The sequence below is a fragment of the Reyranella sp. genome (assembly GCF_965249915.1).
Taxonomy (GTDB): domain Bacteria; phylum Pseudomonadota; class Alphaproteobacteria; order Reyranellales; family Reyranellaceae; genus Reyranella.
In genome coordinates, this window is the sequence record NZ_OZ252257.1 from 1,887,624 (window position 1) to 1,909,476 (window position 21,853).

The 21,853-nt window shown below is 67.0% G+C and carries 21 protein-coding genes; 2 read left to right on the forward strand and 19 right to left on the reverse strand.

The features are described from left to right. Window position 1 precedes the first annotated feature (1 nt). The 10 genes from ACP15H_RS09505 to dusB form a co-directional block, all read right to left on the reverse strand. Window positions 2-289 carry a co-chaperone GroES gene (locus tag ACP15H_RS09505; protein ID WP_425065953.1) on the reverse strand — a complete coding sequence of 96 codons (288 nt, stop codon included), beginning with the start codon at window positions 287-289 and terminating at the stop codon, window positions 2-4. A 69-nt stretch (window positions 290-358) separates the two neighbouring features. Then, window positions 359-1,666 (reverse strand): GTPase HflX, encoded by a 1,308-nt coding sequence (hflX, locus tag ACP15H_RS09510; protein WP_425069875.1) that lies wholly within the window; start codon window positions 1,664-1,666, stop codon window positions 359-361. A 52-nt stretch (window positions 1,667-1,718) separates the two neighbouring features. Beyond that, window positions 1,719-1,964, reverse strand: coding sequence for an RNA chaperone Hfq (hfq, locus tag ACP15H_RS09515; protein ID WP_068189217.1), 246 nt, complete (start codon window positions 1,962-1,964; stop codon window positions 1,719-1,721). A 105-nt stretch (window positions 1,965-2,069) separates the two neighbouring features. Next, a complete protein-coding gene (locus ACP15H_RS09520) occupies window positions 2,070-2,726 on the reverse strand; it encodes an HAD family hydrolase (protein WP_425065954.1) in 657 nt (218 codons plus the stop codon). Beyond that, window positions 2,723-3,586 carry a D-amino-acid transaminase gene (gene dat, locus ACP15H_RS09525; protein WP_425065955.1) on the reverse strand — a complete coding sequence of 288 codons (864 nt, stop codon included), beginning with the start codon at window positions 3,584-3,586 and terminating at the stop codon, window positions 2,723-2,725. Before dat ends, ACP15H_RS09520 begins: the two co-directional genes overlap by 4 nt. A gap of 15 nt (window positions 3,587-3,601) precedes the next feature. Continuing rightward, on the reverse strand, window positions 3,602-5,008 hold the full coding sequence (locus ACP15H_RS09530) for a sigma-54-dependent transcriptional regulator (protein ID WP_425065956.1): 1,407 nt from the start codon (window positions 5,006-5,008) through the stop codon (window positions 3,602-3,604). Between the two features lie 32 nt (window positions 5,009-5,040). After that, window positions 5,041-7,233, reverse strand: coding sequence for an ATP-binding protein (locus ACP15H_RS09535; RefSeq protein ID WP_425065957.1), 2,193 nt, complete (start codon window positions 7,231-7,233; stop codon window positions 5,041-5,043). Window positions 7,234-7,276: 43 nt separating this feature from the next. Further along, window positions 7,277-8,752 carry a nitrogen regulation protein NR(I) gene (gene ntrC, locus ACP15H_RS09540; RefSeq protein ID WP_425065958.1) on the reverse strand — a complete coding sequence of 492 codons (1,476 nt, stop codon included), beginning with the start codon at window positions 8,750-8,752 and terminating at the stop codon, window positions 7,277-7,279. Beyond that, entirely contained in the window at window positions 8,749-9,828 is a 1,080-nt protein-coding gene (locus tag ACP15H_RS09545; RefSeq protein ID WP_425065959.1) for a two-component system sensor histidine kinase NtrB, read from the reverse strand. Before ACP15H_RS09545 ends, ntrC begins: the two co-directional genes overlap by 4 nt. A gap of 29 nt (window positions 9,829-9,857) precedes the next feature. Then, complete coding sequence (dusB, locus tag ACP15H_RS09550) at window positions 9,858-10,865, reverse strand: tRNA dihydrouridine synthase DusB (RefSeq protein ID WP_425065960.1); 1,008 nt, start codon at window positions 10,863-10,865, stop codon at window positions 9,858-9,860. 123 nt (window positions 10,866-10,988) lie between these two features. On the opposite strand from dusB, the gene ACP15H_RS09555 reads away from it, so the two are divergent. Together ACP15H_RS09555 and ACP15H_RS09560 are read left to right on the forward strand one after the other, a co-directional pair. Continuing rightward, window positions 10,989-12,152 carry a bifunctional 2-C-methyl-D-erythritol 4-phosphate cytidylyltransferase/2-C-methyl-D-erythritol 2,4-cyclodiphosphate synthase gene (locus ACP15H_RS09555; RefSeq protein ID WP_425065961.1) on the forward strand — a complete coding sequence of 388 codons (1,164 nt, stop codon included), beginning with the start codon at window positions 10,989-10,991 and terminating at the stop codon, window positions 12,150-12,152. A gap of 7 nt (window positions 12,153-12,159) precedes the next feature. Then, a complete protein-coding gene (locus ACP15H_RS09560) occupies window positions 12,160-12,651 on the forward strand; it encodes a CinA family protein (protein WP_425065962.1) in 492 nt (163 codons plus the stop codon). Window positions 12,652-12,738: 87 nt separating this feature from the next. Here the strand turns inward: ACP15H_RS09560 and ACP15H_RS09565 are convergent, their stop codons facing one another. The 9 genes from ACP15H_RS09565 to ACP15H_RS09605 all read right to left on the reverse strand — a co-directional run bounded on the left by ACP15H_RS09565 (window position 12,739) and on the right by ACP15H_RS09605 (window position 21,828). Continuing rightward, window positions 12,739-13,221 carry a type II toxin-antitoxin system RatA family toxin gene (locus ACP15H_RS09565; RefSeq protein WP_425065963.1) on the reverse strand — a complete coding sequence of 161 codons (483 nt, stop codon included), beginning with the start codon at window positions 13,219-13,221 and terminating at the stop codon, window positions 12,739-12,741. 7 nt (window positions 13,222-13,228) lie between these two features. Next, window positions 13,229-14,197, reverse strand: a complete 969-nt coding sequence (lipA, locus tag ACP15H_RS09570; RefSeq protein WP_425065964.1) for a lipoyl synthase — start codon at window positions 14,195-14,197, stop codon at window positions 13,229-13,231. A gap of 6 nt (window positions 14,198-14,203) precedes the next feature. Further along, entirely contained in the window at window positions 14,204-15,616 is a 1,413-nt protein-coding gene (gene lpdA, locus ACP15H_RS09575; protein WP_425065965.1) for a dihydrolipoyl dehydrogenase, read from the reverse strand. 9 nt (window positions 15,617-15,625) lie between these two features. Continuing rightward, window positions 15,626-16,924, reverse strand: coding sequence for a pyruvate dehydrogenase complex dihydrolipoamide acetyltransferase (locus ACP15H_RS09580; protein WP_425065966.1), 1,299 nt, complete (start codon window positions 16,922-16,924; stop codon window positions 15,626-15,628). 15 nt (window positions 16,925-16,939) lie between these two features. After that, a complete protein-coding gene (locus ACP15H_RS09585; protein ID WP_425065967.1) occupies window positions 16,940-18,313 on the reverse strand; it encodes a pyruvate dehydrogenase complex E1 component subunit beta in 1,374 nt (457 codons plus the stop codon). A 4-nt stretch (window positions 18,314-18,317) separates the two neighbouring features. Continuing rightward, window positions 18,318-19,361 (reverse strand): pyruvate dehydrogenase (acetyl-transferring) E1 component subunit alpha, encoded by a 1,044-nt coding sequence (gene pdhA, locus ACP15H_RS09590; protein ID WP_425065968.1) that lies wholly within the window; start codon window positions 19,359-19,361, stop codon window positions 18,318-18,320. Window positions 19,362-19,563: 202 nt separating this feature from the next. Beyond that, complete coding sequence (locus tag ACP15H_RS09595; protein ID WP_425065969.1) at window positions 19,564-19,857, reverse strand: FtsB family cell division protein; 294 nt, start codon at window positions 19,855-19,857, stop codon at window positions 19,564-19,566. A gap of 157 nt (window positions 19,858-20,014) precedes the next feature. Next, on the reverse strand, window positions 20,015-20,902 hold the full coding sequence (locus tag ACP15H_RS09600; RefSeq protein ID WP_425065970.1) for a DMT family transporter: 888 nt from the start codon (window positions 20,900-20,902) through the stop codon (window positions 20,015-20,017). Continuing rightward, the gene (locus ACP15H_RS09605; protein WP_425065971.1) at window positions 20,899-21,828 is read right to left on the reverse strand and encodes a bifunctional helix-turn-helix transcriptional regulator/GNAT family N-acetyltransferase; all 930 of its coding nucleotides are present in this window, start codon (window positions 21,826-21,828) and stop codon (window positions 20,899-20,901) included. The genes ACP15H_RS09600 and ACP15H_RS09605 overlap by 4 nt, the downstream gene beginning before the upstream one ends. Window positions 21,829-21,853: the final 25 nt, after the last annotated feature.

The following is a 21,853-nucleotide window of genomic DNA, read 5'->3' on the forward strand; positions in this document are numbered from 1 at the left end:
TTCAGCCGACGACGCCGAAGAGGTCCTCTTCCTTCAGGATCACGTGATCCACGCCGCCGAGCTTCACCTCGGTGCCGGACCACTTGCCGTAGAGGACCGTATCGCCGACCTTGACGCCCAGCTCCTGCAGGCGGCCATCCTCGAGGCGGCGGCCCTTGCCGACCGCGACGACCTTGCCCTGCATGGGCTTTTCCTGGGCCGTGTCGGGAATGATCAGTCCGCCCTTGGTGCGGGTCTCGGCGGCCACCGGCTTCAGCAGAATTCGATCGTGCAAGGGCTTGAAAGCCATGGTGTTTCCTTCGTCCTGAGGTTTGGGCGCTTATAGGAAGGGCGCCCGCTGAGTGTCAACGCAGAGCTGTCAGCGCGCCTGCTGACGACGTTCGAATTGGGCGGCCGCGGCGGCGTCCAGCGCCACCGTGAGCCAGGCGGTATCGCCCTCGTCGCGGCGGCTGCGCACCTCGCCGTGCCGGTAGAGCCAGGCGATGGTCGCGCCGTCGGCCAGCGGCACGGAGACCTCGCGCGCCTCGCCGGCGGCGCCCAGCAGATCGGCGATTGCCTCGAGCAGCCGGTCGACCCCCTCGCCGGTCAGCGCCGAGACGGGGTATTGGCGGGCGCGCTCGGCGCCGGTAGCGGTCCGCGTCTCGAGGGTCTGGCGGACCTCTTCGGGCAGCGCATCGATCTTGTTCAGGGCCTCGATGAAGGGGCGGCCCCCCGCCTCGTCCAGCGCCCCGAGCTCGTGCAGCACACCCTCTACGTCGGCGCGCTGCTGCTCGCTGTCGGGATGGGAAATGTCGCGCACATGCACGATCAGGTCGGCCTCGATGACCTCTTCGAGGGTCGCGCGAAAGGCCGCGACCAGGTGCGTCGGCAGGTCGGAGACGAAGCCCACCGTGTCGGAAAGGACGCAACCCTTGCCGTTCGGCAGCTTGATCGAGCGCATGGTCGGGTCGAGCGTGGCGAACAGCAGGTCCTTGGCCATCACCTCTGCGCCGGACATGCGGTTAAACAGCGTCGACTTGCCGGCATTGGTGTAGCCGACCAGGGCCACGGTCGGCAGCCGCGCCTTCTTGCGGCCGGCGCGGTTGACGGCGCGCGTCTTGCGCACGCTTTCAAGGTCGCGCTTGATCCGCACGATGCGCTCGCCGATCAGGCGGCGGTCGATCTCGATCTGCGATTCACCGGGGCCGCCCAGGAAGCCGAAGCCGCCCCGCTGGCGCTCGAGATGGGTCCATGATCGCACGAGGCGGCCGCGCTGGTAGTCGAGCGCGGCCAGTTCGACCTGGAGGCGCCCTTCATGCGTGCGGGCACGCGCACCGAAGATTTCCAGGATCAGGCCGGTGCGGTCGATGACCTTGGCCTGCCAGGCCTTTTCGAGATTGCGCTGCTGAACGGGCGTCAACTTGTCGTCGACGACGACCAGGCCGATCCCGAGTTCCTCGACGGCGGCGGCGATCCGGGCGACGACGCCCTTGCCAAGCAAGGTCGCCGGCGTGATCTGGCGCAATGGCGCGACCTGCTCGAACCGGACGTCGAGATCAATCGCGCGCGCAAGACCCACGGCCTCTTCGAGCTTGGCCTCGCTGCCGCGTTCGGTGCCGCGACCGCGCGGCCCGGCCGTGTAGGGACAAACGACAGCGGCGACCGTTGCCGGACGCACGGTCTCCAACGGCTGCCGTGCGCGCTTTTCCGGTGCGTCCTGCTCGAATTCGTCGATCAAATCAGCCTGCGTCGGCCTTGTCCCCGTCGAACAGCTGCACCGGTGTAACCGGCATGATGGTCGAGATCGCATGCTTGTAAACAAGCTGCGAATGACCGTCGCGGCGCAGCAGCACCGAGAAATTGTCGAACCACGTGACGATGCCCTGCAGCTTCACGCCATTCACGAGGAAGATCGTGACCGGAGTCTTGTTCTTCCGAAGGTGGTTCAGGAAGACGTCCTGAACGTTCTGTGCCTTTTCGCTCATATTCTTGGCCTCTTGGTGGGCGGCCGGCTTCCCGAGGGTCGCCGGTTGGGGGGTACGGGGTCTCTCCCCGCTACCGAGTCGCCTCGTATATAGGGGAGGTTGGTCTCAAAGCAATGCCACCAACTGATGACAATTACGCGCTCGCAGTCTCGGCGGATGTTCCAGGAGGGAGCCGGACAACTCGTCCGCGCCCCCCACGAGAACGGGCAGACACCCCGCCGCGTGTGCACTCTTCAGGTCGGCGAGGGTGTCACCCACCATCCACACGCTGTCGTCCGGGGCAATTCCCGTGCCGTCGAGCGCGAGATAGATGGGGTCCGGCGCTGGTTTGTCGCGGGCCGCGTCGCGCGCGCCGACCGAACGTGAGATCCACCTGCCCCAGCCGAGATGGGCGACCTCGGCCCGCAGATTGTCGCCGACCTTGTTGCTGACGATCGCGACGTAGAGTCCCTGTGCGTGGCAGTGCGCCAGCAAGGTGTCGGCGCCGGCCAGCGGCGCCAGCCGTTCGAGATGGATGCGACGGAACGTATCGTAGAACACCCGCTCCGCCTCGTCCGCACGTTCGCCGAACAGGACCGGGAAGACCTCGCGCAGGGAGCCATGGGCGCGGTCCTGCACCTCTGCGGCGGTCCACGGCGTCAGGCCCAGCGCGGTGAATGTATCGCGGTAGCATTCGACGATGGTCGGCCAGGTGTCGACCAGCGTGTTGTCCCAGTCGAACAGGATGGCGCGCGGCGGCTTTACGCCTTCCGGCAGGCTCACGTCACGGCCTCGCCCGCCTCCGAGAAGCGGACATATTCCTCGCGCAGGCGCCGCGCCGTGGCGCCGACCTTGCCGTCGCCCACCTTGTCGCCGTCGATCTTGACGACCGGCGTCACGAAGGACGTGGCGCTGGTGATGAACGCTTCCTTCGCCTTCTTGGCCTCCTCGACCGTGAAGGGCCGTTCGACGAACTTCAGCTGCAGCGAATTGCAGATCGACTTCAGCGTCTGCCGCGTGATGCCGGAGAGGATGCCGTTGTCGGTCTGCCGGGTCACCAGCTCACCGTCCTGGGTCACGATCCAGGCATTGGTCGAAGCACCTTCTGTGACGCAGCCCTTGTCGTCGACCAGCCAGGCCTCGTAGGCGCCGGCCTCGCGAGCCGCCTGCTTGGCCAGCACGTTCGCCAGCAGCGCCACCGTCTTGATGTCGCAACGCTCCCAGCGGATGTCGGGCATGCTCTTCACGGCCACACCCGGGCCCGCATCGGCCTCGATATGCTTGGTGGCCTTGGTCGTCATCACCAGGGCAGGCTTCACCGGGGTGGTCGGAAATCCATGGTCTCGACGGGAGACGCCCCGCGTCACCTGCATGTAGACCAGGCCGTCGCGCAGCCGGTTCTTGCGCATCAGCTCGCGCAGGATGAAGCCCATCGTGTTGCGCGACACCGGCCAGTCGATCCGCAGTTCCTTCAGCGAACGATCGAGCCGGTCGATATGCGGCTTCTCGTCGATCAGCTTGCCGTCGCGCACGCCCACGACCTCGTAGACGCCGTCGGCCAGCTGGTAGCCGCGGTCCTCGATGTGGACACTCGCTTCGCGATGGTCGACGTAGCGACCGTTGACATAGGCATAACGCGCCATAACGCCCTCTCCTCCTCAGACCGGCAGCTCACCGCCGCCCTCCAGCGAACCACCGTGCAGGCCGAGCGACTTCAGCTTGCGATGCAAGGCCGAGCGCTCCATGCCGACGAAGGTCGCCGTCCGTGAAATATTGCCGCCGAACCGCGTCACCTGCGCCAGCAGGTATTCGCGCTCGAAAACCTCGCGCGCGTCGCGCAGCGGCAGCTGCATGATCTCTCCGCCCTTCTCCCAGCGCAGCACCGACGGCGCGTCCTCGCTCACGTCGTTGGGCAGGACGTCGGCGCGGATCGGCGCGCCGCCCGGCGGTGCCAGGATCAGCAGCCGCTCGATGACGTTGCGCAGCTGCCGAACGTTGCCCGGCCAGTCGTGCCCCTGCAGAGCGGCCTGGGTATCCTCGCCGATCGCGCGCGCCGGCAGGCCGGTGGCGTCGGCAACGCGCTTCAGCAGGTCGAGCGCCAGTTCGGGAATATCCTCGCGGCGCTCACTGAGCGGCGGCACGCGCATGCCCACGACGTTCAGGCGGTGGAACAAGTCTTCGCGGAACCTGCCGCCAGCGATCGCTTCCTGCAGATCGCGCGCCGTCGTCGCGAGCACGCGCACGTCGATCTCAACCTTGGTCTTGCCGCCGTCGCGGGCATAGGATTGCTCGTGCAGCACCCGCGCCAGCCTTCCTTGGAGGGCCAGCGGCAGGTCGGCCACTTCCTTGAGCACCAGCGTGCCGCCATGGGCCATCTCGAAGGCCCCCGACACGCGCAGTGCATCGGCGTCAGTGTCGCCGTCGGTGCCGAACAGTTCGATCTCGAGGCGCTCGGCCGGCAGGGTCGAGCAGTTGACGACCACGAACGGCCCGTCGGCGCGCTTCGATCCCTGATGGATCAGCCGCGCAACCGTTTCCTTGCCCGAGCCGGAGGCGCCGGTGATGAGGACGCGGCTGCCGGTCGGCGCCACTTTCTCGATTTGCGCGCGCACGTTCCCGGCGTCGCTGGAGGAGCCCACGAAGGTCACATCGCCGCCGGCGCGCCGGCGCAGCGCCACGTTCTCGCGCTTCAGCTTGTCGGCCTCGATGGCGCGGTCGACGACGAGGAGCAGGCGATCGGCCTTGAACGGCTTCTCGACGAAATCGTAGGCGCCGCTCTTGATTGCCGACACGGCAGTATCGATCGTGCCGTGGCCGCTGATCATCACGACGGGGATCGGTGGATCCTCGCGACGGATGACTTCCAGGATCTGCAAGCCGTCGAGCTCGCTGCCCTGCAGCCAGACGTCGAGGATGACCAAAGCGGGCCGGCGCTGTCGCACGGCGTCGATGGCTTCGGTGCTGTTGTGCGCTCGGCGCGCGGTGTGACCCTCGTCCTCGAGGATGCCGGCGATCAGCGTGCAGATATCGCGTTCGTCATCGACGATCAGAATATCGTGGGCCATGTCACTTCAAGCAGCCCGCATGGAACGGCGGGTCATTGTGCGGCTGTCGCATGCGGTCGAGCCGACGCGAGTTCCTTCGCGTCTCGCCGGAATACCAGACTGATGCGCGCGCCGCCACCCTCACGATCCTGCAGCGACAGGAACCCGCCATGGTCTTCCATGATCTTCTTCACGATCGCGAGACCAAGCCCGGTGCCCTTGCTGCGGGTCGTCATATAGGGCTCGGTCAGTCGCTCGCGGCCCTCCTTGGGCAGTCCCCGGCCATTGTCTTCCACGACGATCCGCACGCCGGCGCCGTCCTCGATCAGCGACAGGGTGATCTCGCCCTGTGGCAAAGGCGTGTCCGGCGTTTCGTCCCTGCCCTCGATCGCCTCGGCCGAGTTCTTCAGGATGTTGGTCAGCACCTGCGAGACCTGGCGCCGGTCGCAGTTGAGCGTCACCGGATGGGTGGGCAGGTTCACCGTGTAGCGGATCTCGGGGTTGCCGTTGCGTTGCAGGAACAAGGCCTGCTGGCACATCTCCTTCGCATCCTCTTCCTTCACCGTCGGCCGTGGCATGCGGGCGAACGACGAGAACTCGTCGACCATGCGCCCGATGTCGCCGACTTGCCGGATGATCGTGTCGGTGCACATCGAGAAGGTCTCGGGGTCCTCCTTGATCTGCTTCAGATAGCGGCGCTTCAACCGCTCGGCGGAGAGCTGGATCGGCGTCAGCGGGTTCTTGATCTCATGCGCGATGCGGCGGGCGACGTCGCCCCACGCCGCCATCCGCTGGGCCGACATGAGATCGGTGACGTCGTCGAAGGTGACGACGAAACCGGCGCCGGAGGCGGCGCTGATGCGGACCAGCAGGATCTGCCGCGATCCTCGCTGCAGGATCTCGACCTGCCCCTGCGTCATCCGCTCAGGCCGCTCGGCCGCCTGCGCGACCAGCGGTCCCAGTTCCGGCATCACCGCGATCAGCGGCCTTCCCAGCACGCCGTCCTCGGGCAGCGCCAGCAGGTCGAGCGCCGACCGGTTGGAGCGCATCACGATGCCCTCGCCGTCGACGCTCAGCACGCCGGCGGAGACGCCGGCCAGCACCGCGTCGGTGAGACGCCGCCTCGTGTCGAGCTCGGTGTTGGCGTGCACCAGTTCGCCGCGCTGCTGTTCGATCTGGCTGGCCATGCGGTTGAAGGAGCGTGCGAGCTGGCCCAGCTCGTCATTGGGCGGTCCCTCCTCGACGCGGGCGCTCAGATCGCCGCCCCGCACCTTCTCGGCCGCCTGCATCAGCCCGCCGATCGGCTCGGTCAGGCGTGTCGCGAACAGGATGGCGAGCCAGACGGCCGCCAGCAGCATCAGGAAGGCGATGGCGCCGCACACCACGAAGATGATCAGCTGGCTGCGCCGCAGCGCCGATTCGATCTGCGAATAGAACGAGCCCGCGAACTCGATGCTCTTGATGTAGTCGACCACCCTGAGGTCGACGGCGTGGCCGGTCGCGAGGAACAGCGGCTCGCCGACGAAGAGCTGCATCACGAAGTAGGCGCCGGTCGGCGATTCGATCTGGACGGGTCGCGCCTGATTCACCGCCTGCCAGAGGAACTGGGCGGGCGGCACGGGATTGGGCATGCCCGTCGCATCGGGCGCCTTGGCTTGGGCAATCACGCCCTTGTCGGCGTCGAGGACGGTGGCTTCGATGATCGGTCGCCCCTCGATCAGGCGCTCTAGCATCGCCTTGGTCGCCTCCGGATCGCGTACCCCGTCGATTCCTGCGGCCTGTAACGGCGCGGAAATCGCCTCGATGTCGTTCAGGATCTCCTGCTCGCGGGCGCGCCGCACCGGCTCGCCGATGGCGCGCGCCGCCTCGTAGGAGGCCTGCGAGGGCTTCACGACGAAATCGGTGAGGCTGATCACCAGCAGCGACAGGATAATGGTGACAATGACCGTCGGCGTGATGGTGAAGACGCTGCAGACCAGCACCAGCCGCATGTGCAGACGCGAGCCCGCCGCACCGCGCCGGCGGTCGAGCCAGAGCTGGGTCAGCCGGACGGCCACCACGGAGACCAGGGCGATCGCGATGACCAGGTCGGCCACCAGCAGGCCCGTCATCCAGCCGCGGGTGCCGAACGACTCGGGCACGAAGCCGGCCAGCCACGCATAGGTGGCGCCGCCGGCGGCCATGGCGAGGATGGCCAACGAGACGGCGGCGACACGGCCGCTGAGGCTGCGAAGCACCGCGCTCATCTTGTCGCCCAAGCGTGAAACGCCCAGCGCAGCTGTCACTGAATCACCCGCCTCGGCGGACCTGCGGCGTGCGAACCACGGGGACGTCGAGGTCCTTTATCTTCTTGCGCAACGTGTTGCGATTGAGCCCCAGGAGACGGGCCGCGCGCAACTGATTCCCTCGCGTAGCTCCCAGGGCCAGGGCGAGCAAGGGGCGCTCGACCTCGGAAATGACACGATCGTACATGCCGTCCGGCGGCAGCCGGTCGCCATGGGCGTTGAACATCGCCTGAAGATGACGGTCGACGGCATCCGCCAGCGACACGTCCTCGGCCGAGTCCGACGTTTCGGGCGCCGGCTCCATCGCCGAAACGGCGTCGGCCAGCTCGGCCTCGATCGTCTCGACGCCGATGATTTCCTCGGAGTAGAGCGCGGACAGGCGCCGCACGAGATTTACGAGCTCGCGCACGTTGCCCGGCCAGCGATGCTGCTTCAGCCGCGCCATGGCCTCGGGCGACAGGACCTTGGTCGGCAGACCGTCGGCGGTGGCGGCCTGCAGATAGTGGTTGGCGAGTTCGGGAATGTCGTCGAGACGCTCGCGCAGTGGCGGCAGGCGGATCGGAACGACGTTCAGGCGATAGAACAGATCCTCGCGGAACAGGCCCTGCTGGATCAGCCGGCGCAGGTCGCGATGGGTCGCGGCCACGATGCGGACATTGGCCTTGATCGGCGTGCGGCCGCCGACCGTCATGTACTCGCCTTCCTGCAGCACGCGCAGGAGGCGGGTCTGCGCCTCGGGCGGCATGTCGCCGATCTCGTCGAGGAACAGCGTGCCGCCGGACGCCTGCTCGAATTTGCCGGCCGACCGCTGCACCGCACCGGTGAAGGCGCCGCGCTCGTGGCCGAACAGCTCGCTTTCGATCAGCTCGCGGGGGATCGCCGCCATGTTGAGGGCGATGAACGGACCCTTCCGGCGCTTGCCGTAATCGTGCAGCGCGCGCGCCACCAATTCCTTGCCCGCGCCAGACTCGCCCGTGACCATGACCGTGAGGTCGGTCGCCATCAGGCGGGCCAGCGCGCGGTAGATCTCCTGCATCGCCGGCGAGCGGCCGATCAGGGGCAGGCGCTCGCCCTCTTCCCGCGGCTGCACCGAGCGCGGCATCGAGGCAGCCGGCGCCGACAGCGCGCGGTTCACCACCGAGATCAACTCGTTGAGGTCGAATGGCTTGGGCAGGTACTCGAAGGCGCCGCGCTCGGTCGCCCGCACCGCCGTGAGCAGGGTCGACTGCGCGCTCATGACGATGATGCGCAGGTCCGGCCGCAGCTTGCGGATGCGCGGCACGAGGTCGAGGCCGTTCTCATCGGGCATCACCACGTCGGTGATGACCAGCTGCCCCTCGCCTTCCTGGATCCATTGCCAGAGCGTGGAAGCGGTCCCGGTGCTCCGCACCGTATGACCCTGCCGGCCGAGCGCCTGATGCAGGACGGTGCGGATCGCGCGATCGTCGTCGGCGACGAGAATGGTGGTGCCTTCGCTCATGGCGTGGCCTGCGGGAACTGGAGCGGCAACATGACCCTGAATGATGTGCGGCCAGGCTCGCTATCGAACTCGATAGCGCCGCCGTGGTCGTTGATGATCTTGGCGACCAAAGCAAGACCCAGGCCGGTTCCGGTTGGCTTGTTGGTTACGAACGCGTCGAACAGGTGACTGCGGATCTCGTCCGACACGCCGCGGCCGTTGTCGCGCACGGAAACGACCAGCGGCAGGTTCACCCTCGTCTGCTGTCCGGGCACGGCCAGCCTCAGCCCGTGGCGATAGGCCGTCGATAGTTCGATCTCGCGATCGACGTCGCCCGGGACCTCGCAGGCATTCTTCACCAGGTTCAGGAAGACCTGGATGAGCTGGTCGCGGTCGCCATGCACGTCCGGCAGCGACGGATCGTAGGTTTCGATGAAGCGCACGCCCTTGCCGAAGCCGTTCTGCGACAGGCGGCGCACGTGATTCAGGACCTGATGGATGTTGATCGGCCCGCGCTCGATGGGGCGGCCGTCGGCGAAGGCCTCCATGCGATCGACCAGCGCGACGATCCGGTCGGTCTCCTCGCAGATCAGCTCGGTCAGCTCACGATCGGAATCCGGCACCGACTGTTCGAGGAGCTGGGCGGCGCCACGGATGCCGGACAGCGGGTTCTTGACCTCGTGCGCGAGCATCGCGGCCAGCGCGCTCACCGAGCGGGCGGCGCTGCGATGCGAGAGCTGGCGGTCGATGCTGCGGGCGATCGTCTGCTCGACCAGAGAGATGGCTACCAGCCCTTCGCTGTCGACGATCGGCGAGAGGCGCAGCGCACAGAAGCGCGTGCCGATGCGCGGCGACGCAAGCGTCACCCCGTTCTCGGCGACCGCGCCGCCGGTCACCAGGACCTGCTCCAGAAGCGAGAAGAGCGGCGTGTCCTCGGGAATGAATTCACTCAGCGGATGTCCGACCAGGCGGGCCCGGCCGACGCCGAAGAACTGCTCGGCCGAGAGGTTCGCGTAGTGCATCCCGCCGTTCGCATCGACGACGATGATCGCTTCCGAGAGCGAATCGAGAAGAGCCGCCGGAAACTGATCGCTCATGCCGTTCCGTTTGAGAGGGCGCAGGGACATCAGGCTGCCTGCCGCTCAACGGCCGGCAGGAAGAACGAAGCAAGCATGCTCCGCACCCTGTCGGCATCGGTCTCGCGGTTGAGCGCCGCCCTGAAATCGGCCGAGGCGGGAAGCCCCTTGGAGTACCAGCCGAGATGCTTGCGAGCCATGCGCACCCCGGTTTCGAGACCATAATGTTCGAGCATCGCCTCGAAATGCGTCCGCACTGCCGCGTACTGCTCGGCGATCGAGGGATCGCGCAGCCGCTCGCCGGTCCGCAGATAGTGGATCGCCTGGTTGAGGAACCACGGCCGGCCATAGGCACCGCGGCCGATCATGATCCCGTCGGCGCCCGACTGTTCCAGCGCCTGGTCGACATCGTCGAGCGTGTTGATGTCGCCGTTGACGATCACCGGCAGCTTCGTGGCCTCCTTCACGGTGCGAATGAAGGCCCAATCGGCATGGCCCTCGTAGAAGTCGCAACGCGTGCGGCCATGCACGGTCAGCATCTTGATGCCGCACGCCTCGGCAATGCGCGCGAGGTTCGGGGCATTGCGGTTGGTCGAGTCCCAGCCGGTGCGCATCTTGAGCGTGACCGGCAGCTTCACGGCCTTCACCGTCGCCTCGAGGATCTTCGCGGCATGGACCTCGTCGCGCATCAGCGAGGAACCGGCATGGCCGTTCACGACCTTCTTCACCGGGCAGCCGAAATTGATGTCGATGATCGCCGCCCCACGATCCTCGTTGAGCTTGGCGGCCTCGGCCATGACCTCGGGCTCGCAGCCCGCAAGCTGGACCGACATCGGAAACTCTTCCGGCGTGGTCTTGGCCATCATCAGCGTCTTGCGGTTCTCGCGAACCATCGCGGCGGACGCGATCATTTCCGAGACGACGAGTCCTGCCCCACGCCGCTTCACCATCTGGCGGAAGGGCATGTCGCTGACGCCTGAGAGCGGCGCCAGGATGACGGGGTCCTCGATGCGAACGGGGCCGATGTCTATAGGGGCAAGGCGGTGTGCGTTTTGCATTCTTTGTTCAGTTTATAGGCATCTTGTGCAGTGCACAATAATTGAGCGAGCAATAGCCTGTGGCGCCAAACGGCGCAAGGGTCGGAAGTGCGCTTTCCCTGATGCCAGTGTTATTTAGGGGCCGTGACCCATTGTACAGCCCTCATCGTCGCAGCCGGCCGCGGCAGCCGCTTCGGCGCCGCACTGCCCAAGCAATATGCTCTTTTGCGCGGCCAGCCGGTGCTGCGCCGGACCATCGCTGCCCTCCAGGCCGCCCCCGGTATCGACCGGATTCTGGTCGTTATCGGTGCGGCAGATGACGCACACTATACGGCGGCAACGGCCGGATTAAGGCTGCCCGCGCCGGTGCGCGGAGGCGCCAGCCGCCAGCAATCCGTGTTGAAGGGCCTCGAAGCGCTGGCCGATACGGCGCCGGAATTCGTCGCCATCCACGACGCCGCGCGTCCCTTCGTGCGGCCTGACGATATCGAGGCCTGTCTGGCCGCCGCTTCGGGCGATGGGATCGACGGCGCCATCCTCGGCATTCCCCTCGCCGATACACTGAAGCGCGTGGGCGAGGGCCAGACGATCTCGGAGACCGTGCCACGCCGCGACCTGTGGCGCGCACAGACGCCCCAGGTCTTCCGCTTCGACCGGCTTCTGGCGGCGCATCGCGCCGCAGCCTCTCTCGGCGCCGACGAAGCGACCGCGCTGACCGACGATGCCGCCGTCGGCGAGCGCGCCGGGCTGAAGCTTGTCATGGTGGCAGGCAGCGGAGATAACCGGAAGATCACCACGACCGCCGACCTCATCGCCGATCACATGGAAACGCGTACCGCCCTCGGCTTCGATGTGCACGGCTTCGCACCGGGCGATGCCGTGATGCTGGGGGGCGTCGCCATCCCGCACACCCATGCGCTCGCCGGCCACTCCGACGCCGACGTGGCGCTGCATGCACTGACCGACGCCGTGCTGGGCACGATCGGCGCCGGCGACATCGGCAAGCACTTCCCGCCTTCCGATCCGCAATGGCGCGGCGCCTCCTCCGACCGCTTCCTGCGTCACGCCGTCGATCTCGTGAGCGCGCGAGGCGGCCGCATCGTTCACCTCGATGTCACGATCGTCTGCGAAGCCCCCAAGGTCGGGCCGCATCGCGAGGCCATGGTGAAGAGCATCGCCGCCATCGCGGGCGTTACGACCGAACGCGTGAGCGTCAAGGCGACGACGACCGAAGGATTGGGCTTCACCGGCCGGCGCGAAGGCATCGCGGCCCAGGCCATCGCAACCGTTGAACTGCCAGGGAGCTGAGCGGCACATGTTCGATCATGAAATGCGGGAAGCCGCGGAGCACGTCCTGTTCGCCTGCCGCAAGCGCGGCTTCAAGGTCGTCACGGCCGAGTCCTGCACGGGCGGCCTGATCGCCGCCGCCCTCACCGCCATCGCCGGCTCCTCAGACGTCGTCGATCGCGGCTTCGTCACCTATTCCAACGAGGCCAAGCGCGAAATGCTGGACGTGCCGTGGGACGCCATCGTGAGCCATGGCGCGGTGAGCGAGCCGGTGGCGCGCGCCATGGCCACCGGCGCCCTCGCCCGCTCCGGCGCGCAGCTCTCGGTGTCGGTTACAGGCGTCGCCGGCCCCGGCGGCGGGTCGGCCGAGAAGCCGGTCGGGCTGGTCCATTTCGGCGCCGCCCGCTCGGGTTTCGAGCCGGTGACCGAACACCACATCTTCCCCGGCGACCGCGACGCCATCCGCCGCCTCACGGTGATCACGGCGCTGGCCATGTTGGCGAAGCTGGCGGAACGGTAGACGCCACCTTGGTCATCCTGAGCGCAGCGAAGGATCTCGCGCGGCCCAAGTCGTACGTCGATCGTTCCGTGAGGTCCGTCGCTGCGCTCAGGGCGACAATTTGGCGACGGCCGATTTTGGGGGCGCACCATAGAGCTGCGCCGCCCTCGCCTCGAAGGCCGAGACCATGCGGCGGACGGCTTCGGCGAACAGAAGCTGCACCGTCTTCTGCAGCAGGATCGAGCGGAAATCGAACTCGAGTTCGAAGTCGATCTGCGTGCCCTCGGGGTGAGGCTTGAAGAGCCAGCGGCTCTTCAGCAGCCGGAACGGACCCTCGGTGCCGGTCGTGACGATGCGCAGCCCCTCGGGATCGTCGGGCGACAGCTCGACGCGCGAGACGAACTTCTCGTGGAATGGGCCGAAGCCGATCGCCAGTTCGGCGATCTCGACGTTGGGGCCTTCGCGGCGGCGGATCCGGCCGGCAAAGCACCAGGGCAGGAACTCCGGGTAGCGCGGCACGTCGGCCACGAGGTCGAACAACTGACGCGGCTGGAACGGAACGACTCGCCGTTCCTGATGACGGGTAGCCAAGAAGCCGTCAGCCCTTGAGCTGCTCTAGCTGGGCCAGGCGCGCGGCCTTGAGGCGCGCGAAATCGTCGCCGGCGTGATAGCTCGAGCGCGTCAGCGGCGAGGACGAGACCATCAGGAAGCCCTTGGCGCGCGCCATCTGGGCGAGCTCGGAGAATTCGGCCGGTGTCCAGAAACGGTCGAGCGCGGCGTGCTTGGGCGTCGGCTGCAGGTACTGGCCGATCGTCAGGAAGTCGACGTCGGCGGCGCGCAGGTCGTCCATCACCTGGAGGATCTCCTCGCGCGTCTCGCCCAGCCCGACCATCAGGCCGGACTTGGTGAACATCGCGGGATCGATTTCCTTCACGCGCGACAGCAGCCGCAGCGAGGTGAAGTAGCGCGCGCCCGGACGGATCGTCGGATAGAGCCGCGGCACGGTCTCGAGATTGTGGTTGAAGACGTCGGGACGCGACGCGACCACCGTCTCAATGGCACCCGGCTTGCGCATGAAATCCGGCGTCAGGATCTCGACCGTGGTCGTGGGCGCCGACTTGTGCAGCGCCGTGATGACCTCGGCGAAGTGCCCTGCCCCGCCATCGGCGAGGTCGTCGCGGTCGACGGACGTCACCACGACATGGCCGAGTCCGAGCTTGCCGACGGCTTCGGCGATGTTGGCCGGCTCGTGCGGGTTCAGCGCGCCGGGCTTGCCGGTCGCCACGTTGCAGAAGGCGCAGGCCCGGGTGCAGGTCTCGCCCATGATCATGAAGGTCGCGTGCTTCTGCTTCCAGCACTCGCCGATATTCGGACAGGCCGCTTCCTCGCACACCGTCGTGAGCTTGAGCTCGCGCATCAGCCGCTTCGTCTCGGCATATTCCGGCGAGTTTGGTGCGCGCACCCTGATCCAATCCGGCTTGCGCTGGATGGGGTTGTCCGGGCGATGAGCCTTTTCCGGGTGGCGCTCCGCCCGGCTCAGGGAAAGCTTGTCGAGGGTTCCGTCCATGATCGCCTAGATATGGAGCGTCCGGCCGTACGCCGCCAGTACCGACTCGTGCATCATCTCCGACAGGGTGGGATGCGGGAACACAGTGGCCATCAGCTCGGCCTCGGTGGTCTCCAGCGTCTTGGCGATGCTGTAGCCCTGGATCAGCTCGGTAACTTCGGCGCCGATCATGTGGGCGCCCAGGAGTTCGCCGGTCTTGGCGTCGAAGATCGTCTTGATAAAGCCCTCGGGCTCGCCAAGGGCAATCGCCTTGCCATTGCCGATGAAGGGGAATTTGCCGACCTTGAGCTCCAGCCCCTTGGCCTTGGCCGCCGCCTCGGTGAGGCCGATGCTCGCGACCTGCGGCTGGCAGTAGGTGCAGCCCGGGATGTTCTCGGTCTTCATCGGGTGCACGCCCTTCACACCGGCGATCTTCTCGACGACCAGCACGCCCTCGTGCATCGCCTTGTGGGCGAGCCAGGGCGGGCCGGCCACGTCGCCGATCGCATAGACGTTCGGCTCGCCGGTGAAGCCCCACGGGTCGATCACGATGTGGGTCTTCTCGACCTTCACCTTGGTGCCTTCGAGGCCGATATTCTCGACGTTGCCCACGATGCCGACGGCGCTGATGACGCGGTCGACCGTGATCTCCTGCGCCTTGCCACCGACCGTGATGGTCGCCGTGACGTCGTTGGCGCCCTTCCTCAGGTTGGACACGGTGGCGCTGGTCAGGATCTTCATGCCCTGCTTCTCGAACGCCTTCTTGGCGAAGGCGGAGACTTCGGCATCCTCGACCGGCAGCACGCGGTCCATGACCTCGGCCACCGTCACCTCGGCGCCCATGGTGCGGTAGAAGCTCGCGAACTCGATGCCGATCGCGCCCGAGCCGATGACCAGCAGCGACTTGGGGAATTCCGGCGGCACCATCGCTTCCTTGTAGCTCCACACCAGCTTGCCGTCGGCCTCGAGGCCGGGAAGCTGGCGCGCGCGGGCGCCGGTGGCGAGGATCACGTCCTTGGCCGTCAGGGTGACGTTGCTCTTGTCCTTCAGCGTGACGGCGACCTTGCGCCTGGCGCCGTCGGTGCCGGCGAGCTTGGCCGTGCCGTCGAACACCGTGATCTTGTTCTTCTTCATCAGCATCGAGACGCCGTTGCTGAGCTGGTTGGCGACCTTGCGCGAGCGCTCGACGATCTTCTTCGGATCGAACGAGACGTCCTTGACCGAGAGCCCATAGGCCTCGGCATGCTTGATGAGGCCGTAGACCTCCGAGGTGCGCAGCAGCGCCTTGGTCGGGATGCAGCCCCAGTTGAGGCAGATGCCGCCCATATGCTCGCGCTCGACCACGGCGGTCTTGAGCCCGAGCTGCGCGGCGCGGATCGCGGCGACATAGCCGCCCGGCCCGCCGCCCACGACGATGAGATCGAAACTGGTTTCGGCCATGACGTGCTCCTAGGCCAGCATCGCGGCGGGTTGCTCGATATACGCCTTGAGCGTCTGCAGGAATTGCGCGCCCAGGGCGCCGTCCACCACGCGGTGATCGACCGCCAGCGTGCAGCTCATGATGTTGCGGACGACCATCTCGCCCTTGCGGACGACCACCCGCTCCTCGCCCGCGCCGACGGCCAGGATCATGGCCTGCGGCGTGTTGATGATGGCGCCGAAGTCGCGGATGCCGAACATGCCGAGGTTCGAGATGGTGAAGCCGCCGCCCTGGAACTCCTCGAGCTTCAGCTTGCCGCTCTTGGCGCGGCTGGCGAGGTCCTTCATCTCGATCGAGATCTGCGCCAGGCCCTTCATGTCGGCGTTGCGCACGATCGGCGTGATGAGGCCGCGATCGGTGGCGACGGCGACGGAGATGTCGACCGCGCCGTACTGGATCATCTCTTCCTCGGTCCACGAGGCGTTGCACTCGGGATGGTCGCGCAGCGCCTTGGCGCAGGCCTTGATCACCATGTCGTTGACCGAGACCTTGGTGCCTTTCTTCTCGACCACGGCGTTGATCGCGGTGCGCGCCGTCAGCAGCGCGTCGATCTCGAAGTCGACCGTCAGGTAGAAATGCGGGACGGTCTGCTTGGACTCGAGCATGCGCCGGGCGATGACCTTGCGGATGCTGGTGTGCGGCACGCGGCTGTCGCCGGGCGCCACGAAGACCGGCTGGCCGCCGGCGGGCGGCGCCGGAGCCTTGGCCGCGGCTTTCGGGGCCGGAGCTGCCGCGGGCGCGGCACCGGGCTTGGCATTCTCGACGTCGGCCTTGACGATGCGGCCGTTCGGGCCGGAGCCCTTGAGGCCGGCGAGGTCGATGCCCTTCTCCGCCGCGATCCGCCGGGCCAGCGGCGAGGCGAAGATACGGGTCCCGCCGGACGAAGCCGCGGGCGCGGCCGCCTTGGGCGCCGGTGCGGGCGCTGCCGCCGGAGCCGGCGCGGCCGGCTTCTCGGCTTGCTTGTCCTCGGCCTTGGGCGCCGGCTTTTCAGCGGCAGGGGCCGCCGACTTGGCGACTTCCTTTTCGCCCTCTTCGAGCAGCACGGCGATGACGGCGTTGACCTTCACCCCCTCGGTGCCCTCCTCGACCAGGATCTGGCCGACCTTGCCCTCGTCGACGGCCTCGACTTCCATCGTGGCCTTGTCGGTCTCGATCTCGCAGACGACCTGGCCGGACTTGACCGAGTCACCGACCTTGACGTGCCACTTGGCGAGCTTGCCCTCCGTCATGGTGGGCGAGAGCGCGGGCATCAGGATGTTGATGGACATGCCGTCTCTCCCGCCTCAGCGATTGCAGACCGCGCGAGCGGCCTCGACGATGTGAGAGGATTGCGGCAGCGCCATCTTCTCGAGGTTGGCCGCATAGGGCAACGGCACGTCGAGACCGGCGACGCGCTTGACCGGCGCATCGAGGTAATCGAAGGCGTGCTCCATCATCAGCGCCGACAGTTCGGAGCCGATGCCGGCGAACGGCCAGCCCTCCTCGCAGGAGACGAGCCGGTTGGTCTTCTTCACCGACTCGACGAGGGTCTCGGTGTCGAACGGGCGCAGCGAGCGCAGGTTGATGACCTCGGCGTCGATCCCGAGCTTGGCCAGTTCCTCGGCCGCCTGCAGCGCCTTGCCGACCATGATCGAGAAGGCGACGATCGTGACGTCCTTGCCCACGCGCTCGATCTTCGCCTTGCCGATCGGCAGCACGAAGTCGGGATCCTCCGGCACGTCGAACGACTGGCCGTAGAGGATCTCGTTCTCGAGGAAGATCACCGGATTGGGATCGCGGATCGCGGCACGCAGCAGGCCCTTGGCGTCGGCGGCGCTCCAGGGAGCGAGCACGCGCAGGCCCGGCACATGGGCGTACCAGCTCGCATAACACTGCGAATGCTGGGCGGCGACGCGCGAGGCCGCGCCGTTGGGGCCGCGGAACACGATCGGGCAGGTCATCTGGCCGCCCGACATGTAATGCGTCTTGGCCGCCGAGTTGATGATCTGGTCGATCGCCTGCATGGCGAAGTTGAAGGTCATGAACTCGACGATCGGCTTCAGCCCGCCGAACGCCGCGCCGACGCCCAGGCCGGCGAAGCCGTGCTCGGTGATCGGCGTGTCGATGACGCGCTTGTCGCCGAACTCCTCGAGCAGGCCCTGGCTGATCTTGTAGGCGCCCTGATACTGCGCGACTTCCTCGCCCATCAGGAAGACCGACTTGTCGGCGCGCATCTCGGCGGCCATCGCCTCGCGCAGGGCCTCGCGCACCGTGATGTGCTGCGTCCCGCCCTTCCATGCCGGCTCGGGTGCCGGCGCAACGACGGCAGGTGCTGCAGGCGCGGCTTCCGCCTTCGGCTTCTCTTCAGCCTTGGCGGCTTCTTCCTTCGGCGCTTCGGCCTTGGCGGCCGGCGCCCCGGCATCGGCGGCGCTCTCGCCCTCGCCGGCCAGGACGCAGATCGGCGTGTTCACCGCCACGCCCTCGGTCCCCTCCTCGATGAGGATCTTGGCGACCGTACCTTCGTCGACCGCCTCGACTTCCATGGTCGCCTTGTCGGTCTCGATCTCGCAGAGCACCTGGCCGGACTTCACGGCATCGCCGACCTTGACGTGCCACTTCGCAAGCTTGCCCTCGGTCATGGTGGGAGACAGGGCAGGCATCAGAACCTGAATGCTCATGTGATCAGGCCTCAACAAGAATGTCGGTCCACAGCTCCGACGGATCGGGCTCGGGACTTTGCTGCGAGAATTCGGCGGCGTCGTTCACGATCTTGCGGATCTCCGCGTCGACCGCCTTGAGCGCGGCCTCGTCGACGATCTTGGCGTCGAGCAGGCGCTTGCGGATATGCTCGATCGGGTCGCGCTCGTTGCGGAACTTGTCGACCTCTTCCTTGGTCCGGTACTTGGCCGGATCGCTCATCGAGTGGCCGCGATAGCGATAGGTCTGCATCTCGAGGATGTACGGCCCCTGGCCGCTGCGCGCGTGCTCGATCGCCTTCTCGCCGGCTGCCCGCACCGCCAGAACGTCCATGCCGTCGACCCGTTCGCCCGGGATGCCGAAGGCCTCGCCATGGCGGTAGAGCTCGGTGGTGGCCGAGGCGCGCTCGACCGAGGTGCCCATGCCGTAGCGATTGTTCTCGATGATGTAGACCACCGGCAGCTTCCAGAGGGCCGCCATGTTCATGGCCTCGTAGACCTGGCCCTGGTTGGCGCTGCCGTCGCCGAAGTAGGTCAGCGAGACGTTCTTGTCGCCATTGTACTTGTGCGCGAACGCGAGGCCGGTGCCGATCGGCACCTGGGCGCCGACGATGCCGTGGCCGCCGTAGAAGCTCTTCTCGCGGCTGAACATGTGCATCGAGCCGCCCTTGCCCTTGGAATAGCCGCCGCTGCGGCCCGTCAGCTCGGCCATCACACCCTTGGGGTCCATGCCGCAGGCCAGCATGTGGCCATGGTCGCGGTACGAGGTGATGACGGCGTCCTTGTCGCGGACATTGGCCTGCATCCCGACCACGACCGCTTCCTGGCCGATGTAGAGATGGCAGAAGCCGCCGATCAGGCCCATGCCGTAGAGCTGGCCCGCCCGCTCCTCGAAGCGGCGGATCAGGAGCATGTCGCGGTAATGCGCCTTGAGCTCGTCGGGGCTCACGCTGTTGTCGCCCGGAGTCGCCGGCGACTTCGCCTTGGCGGGAGAAGGATCGTCTTTCGGCTTCGTGGCCGGCTTCGCCATGGCAGTCCCCTCTTGAACGCGCTTCGGCTTATAGCATCGCTCAGGGCGATGTGTTTGATCTAGCAGGAAAAAACAGACTCGCCGCGGGTGCGGCGCAGCAATTGAGCGATTGTTTGCCTACGATGGATCGCACCGGACAGTTTCTTTCAGATGACCGCGGGGCGAACGCTGAACGAGGCGTCATCGTCGCGTGACGTGAGCGTCAGCGCGTCGGCATGAAGACGATGATGTCGTCCTTGCGCGCGAAGTTCAGGAGCACGCGGGCCCGCTCGTCGAGCATGTCGGGTTCGAGGCTCTGGTTGCGCAGGGCCGCGACGCGCCTCTCCCAGATCTTCCGGGTGGTTTCGGCTTCGGCGAGGTTCTGTTCGGCGATCAGGACTTCGCGCTGCAGATGCGCCATGGCCAAGAGGCCGCGATCACCGTTCACCAGATGGTATCCGAAGTATCCGAATACCGTGGCGAAGATGACGGGAGCCAGAATCTGACGCGGTCTCAACAACATATGCTGCGTTCCTGCAGAGATATGGCAACATATTGTGGCCTTCCGTCAAGAATTTTCGGTTCGCGCGGCGACATCCGGGCGCTCCGCCCCCAAGGACCGCCCGGGGGTGCGACATTCGTTTCGACTGTTTCGTTTATTGCGTTTATTTCGTTTAGGGCGCCCGCCGGTCGGGCGTCAGCGCCCACCACAGCCCCGCCAGGACACAGCCGAGCCCCAGCAGAGCGGCGACGGGCAAGGGTTCGCCGAGCAGCGCCGTGCCGCCCAGCGCCGCGGTCACCGGACCGAGGCCGAGGAACAGCGTCACCTGGCTCGGCGGCGCATTGCCCAGCGCATAGACCCAGAGGAAGAAGCCGATGCCGCTCGATACGCCGATGAAGCCGATGGCCGCGATCTCACCCGCAGTGAACGAGGGCCATGCGGCGAAGAAGCCCTCCGTGGCCGCGACGCCGCCCAGCGCCAGGACGGCCACGAACATGGCGAAGGCGGTGACGTGCAGCGCCGAGCTGCGCGCGACATAGGGCGCATAGAAGATCGAGCAGACGGCGCCGCAGAGGGCCGCGCCGAGGGCCGACAGTGTCCCCAGCCAGGCCGATCCGTGCTCCAGCTGCGCCGTCATCGCGGCGCCTCCGAGCGCGATCGCCACGCCCGCGAAAGTGAGCAGCGAGCCGCCGATCTTGGCCGTCGTGAACCGCTCCCGGCCAAGCAGCGCCGACAGGATCATGGTCATCAGCGGAAAGGTCGAGAACAGCAGCGAGGCCCGCGCAGCCGGGATGTGCAGCAGCGAGTAGTTCAGCAGCACCATCAGCGCCGCGAACTGTCCGATGCCCAGCAGGCCGATCGGCAGGAGGTCGCGGGCGGCGATACCCCGCCACGGCCGTAGCCACAACGCCGGCACCAGGCAGATCAGCCCGACCAGATAGCGCAGGAAGCCAAGCGAGCCCGGCCCCGCCGCATCGACGACGTAGCGCGTCGCCACCATGGCGGCACCGACCTGGATGCCGGTGCCGGCCGCGGCCCAGAGCGGGCCGGAGCGCTTCACAGGTCGAGGTTCCAGAACTGCCCGACCAGCTTCTTGCCGAAACTCTCGTGCTTCTCTTCCTTGATGAGCCGGAAGCCCGCGGCGATGTAGATCTTGCGCGCCGAGACCAGGATGTCGTTGGTCCACAGCATCAGCTTCCGGTAGCCCTTGGCCCGGGCATCCTCGATGCAGGCCGCGACCAGGCTCTGCCCGATACCCAGCCCGCGCGCCGTCGGCTCGACATAGAGCATGCGGAGCTGGCCCGTGGCCTTGCCCGCCCGCACCAGGAAGACCGATCCCACGATCTCGCCGTTGCGCTCGGCGATCCAGCAATTGTCCGACCTCGGGTCGAACTTGCGGATGAACTTCGCGGAAATCTCCGCGAGCATCGCCTCGAAGCTGCCGTCCCAGCCATGCTCGTCGGCATAGAGCTGGGTCTGGCGGCGGATGATCCAGCCCATGTCGCCGGGCTGATGCGCCCGCAGGGTGAAGGGCGTGCGCTTCTCCGGCGGCTCGTCGAGCAGCCTCTCGACCGTCTCCAGCGCCTTGACCAGTCTGTCCTGCCGCGCGACCGGCAGTTCGGCCAGCAGCCCGGCAATGTCCTGCCGCGACTGCTCGTTCATCGCGGCCCAGAGCTGCTGGCCTTTGGCGGTGAGCGTGAGCTGCGTCTCGCGCTTGTCCTGCTGGCTGCGCGTCCGGGCGAGACAGCCCCTCTTCTCCAGCCCCTTCAGCAGGCGGCTGACATAGCCCGGGTCGAGAGCGAGATCGCGGCACAGCTCCTGCGCCGTCGGCCCGTCGCGATTGGCGATTTCGTAGACCAGCCGCCCCTCGGGCAGCGTGAAGGGGCTGTGAAGCAGCGTTTCCTCGAGCACGCCGATGCGGCGGGTATAGAAACGCGAGAAACGGCGAACCGCCTCGATGCGGGATGCGAGCGACGACGCGGCCATGGCAACCTCCGATATGGTTGCCATC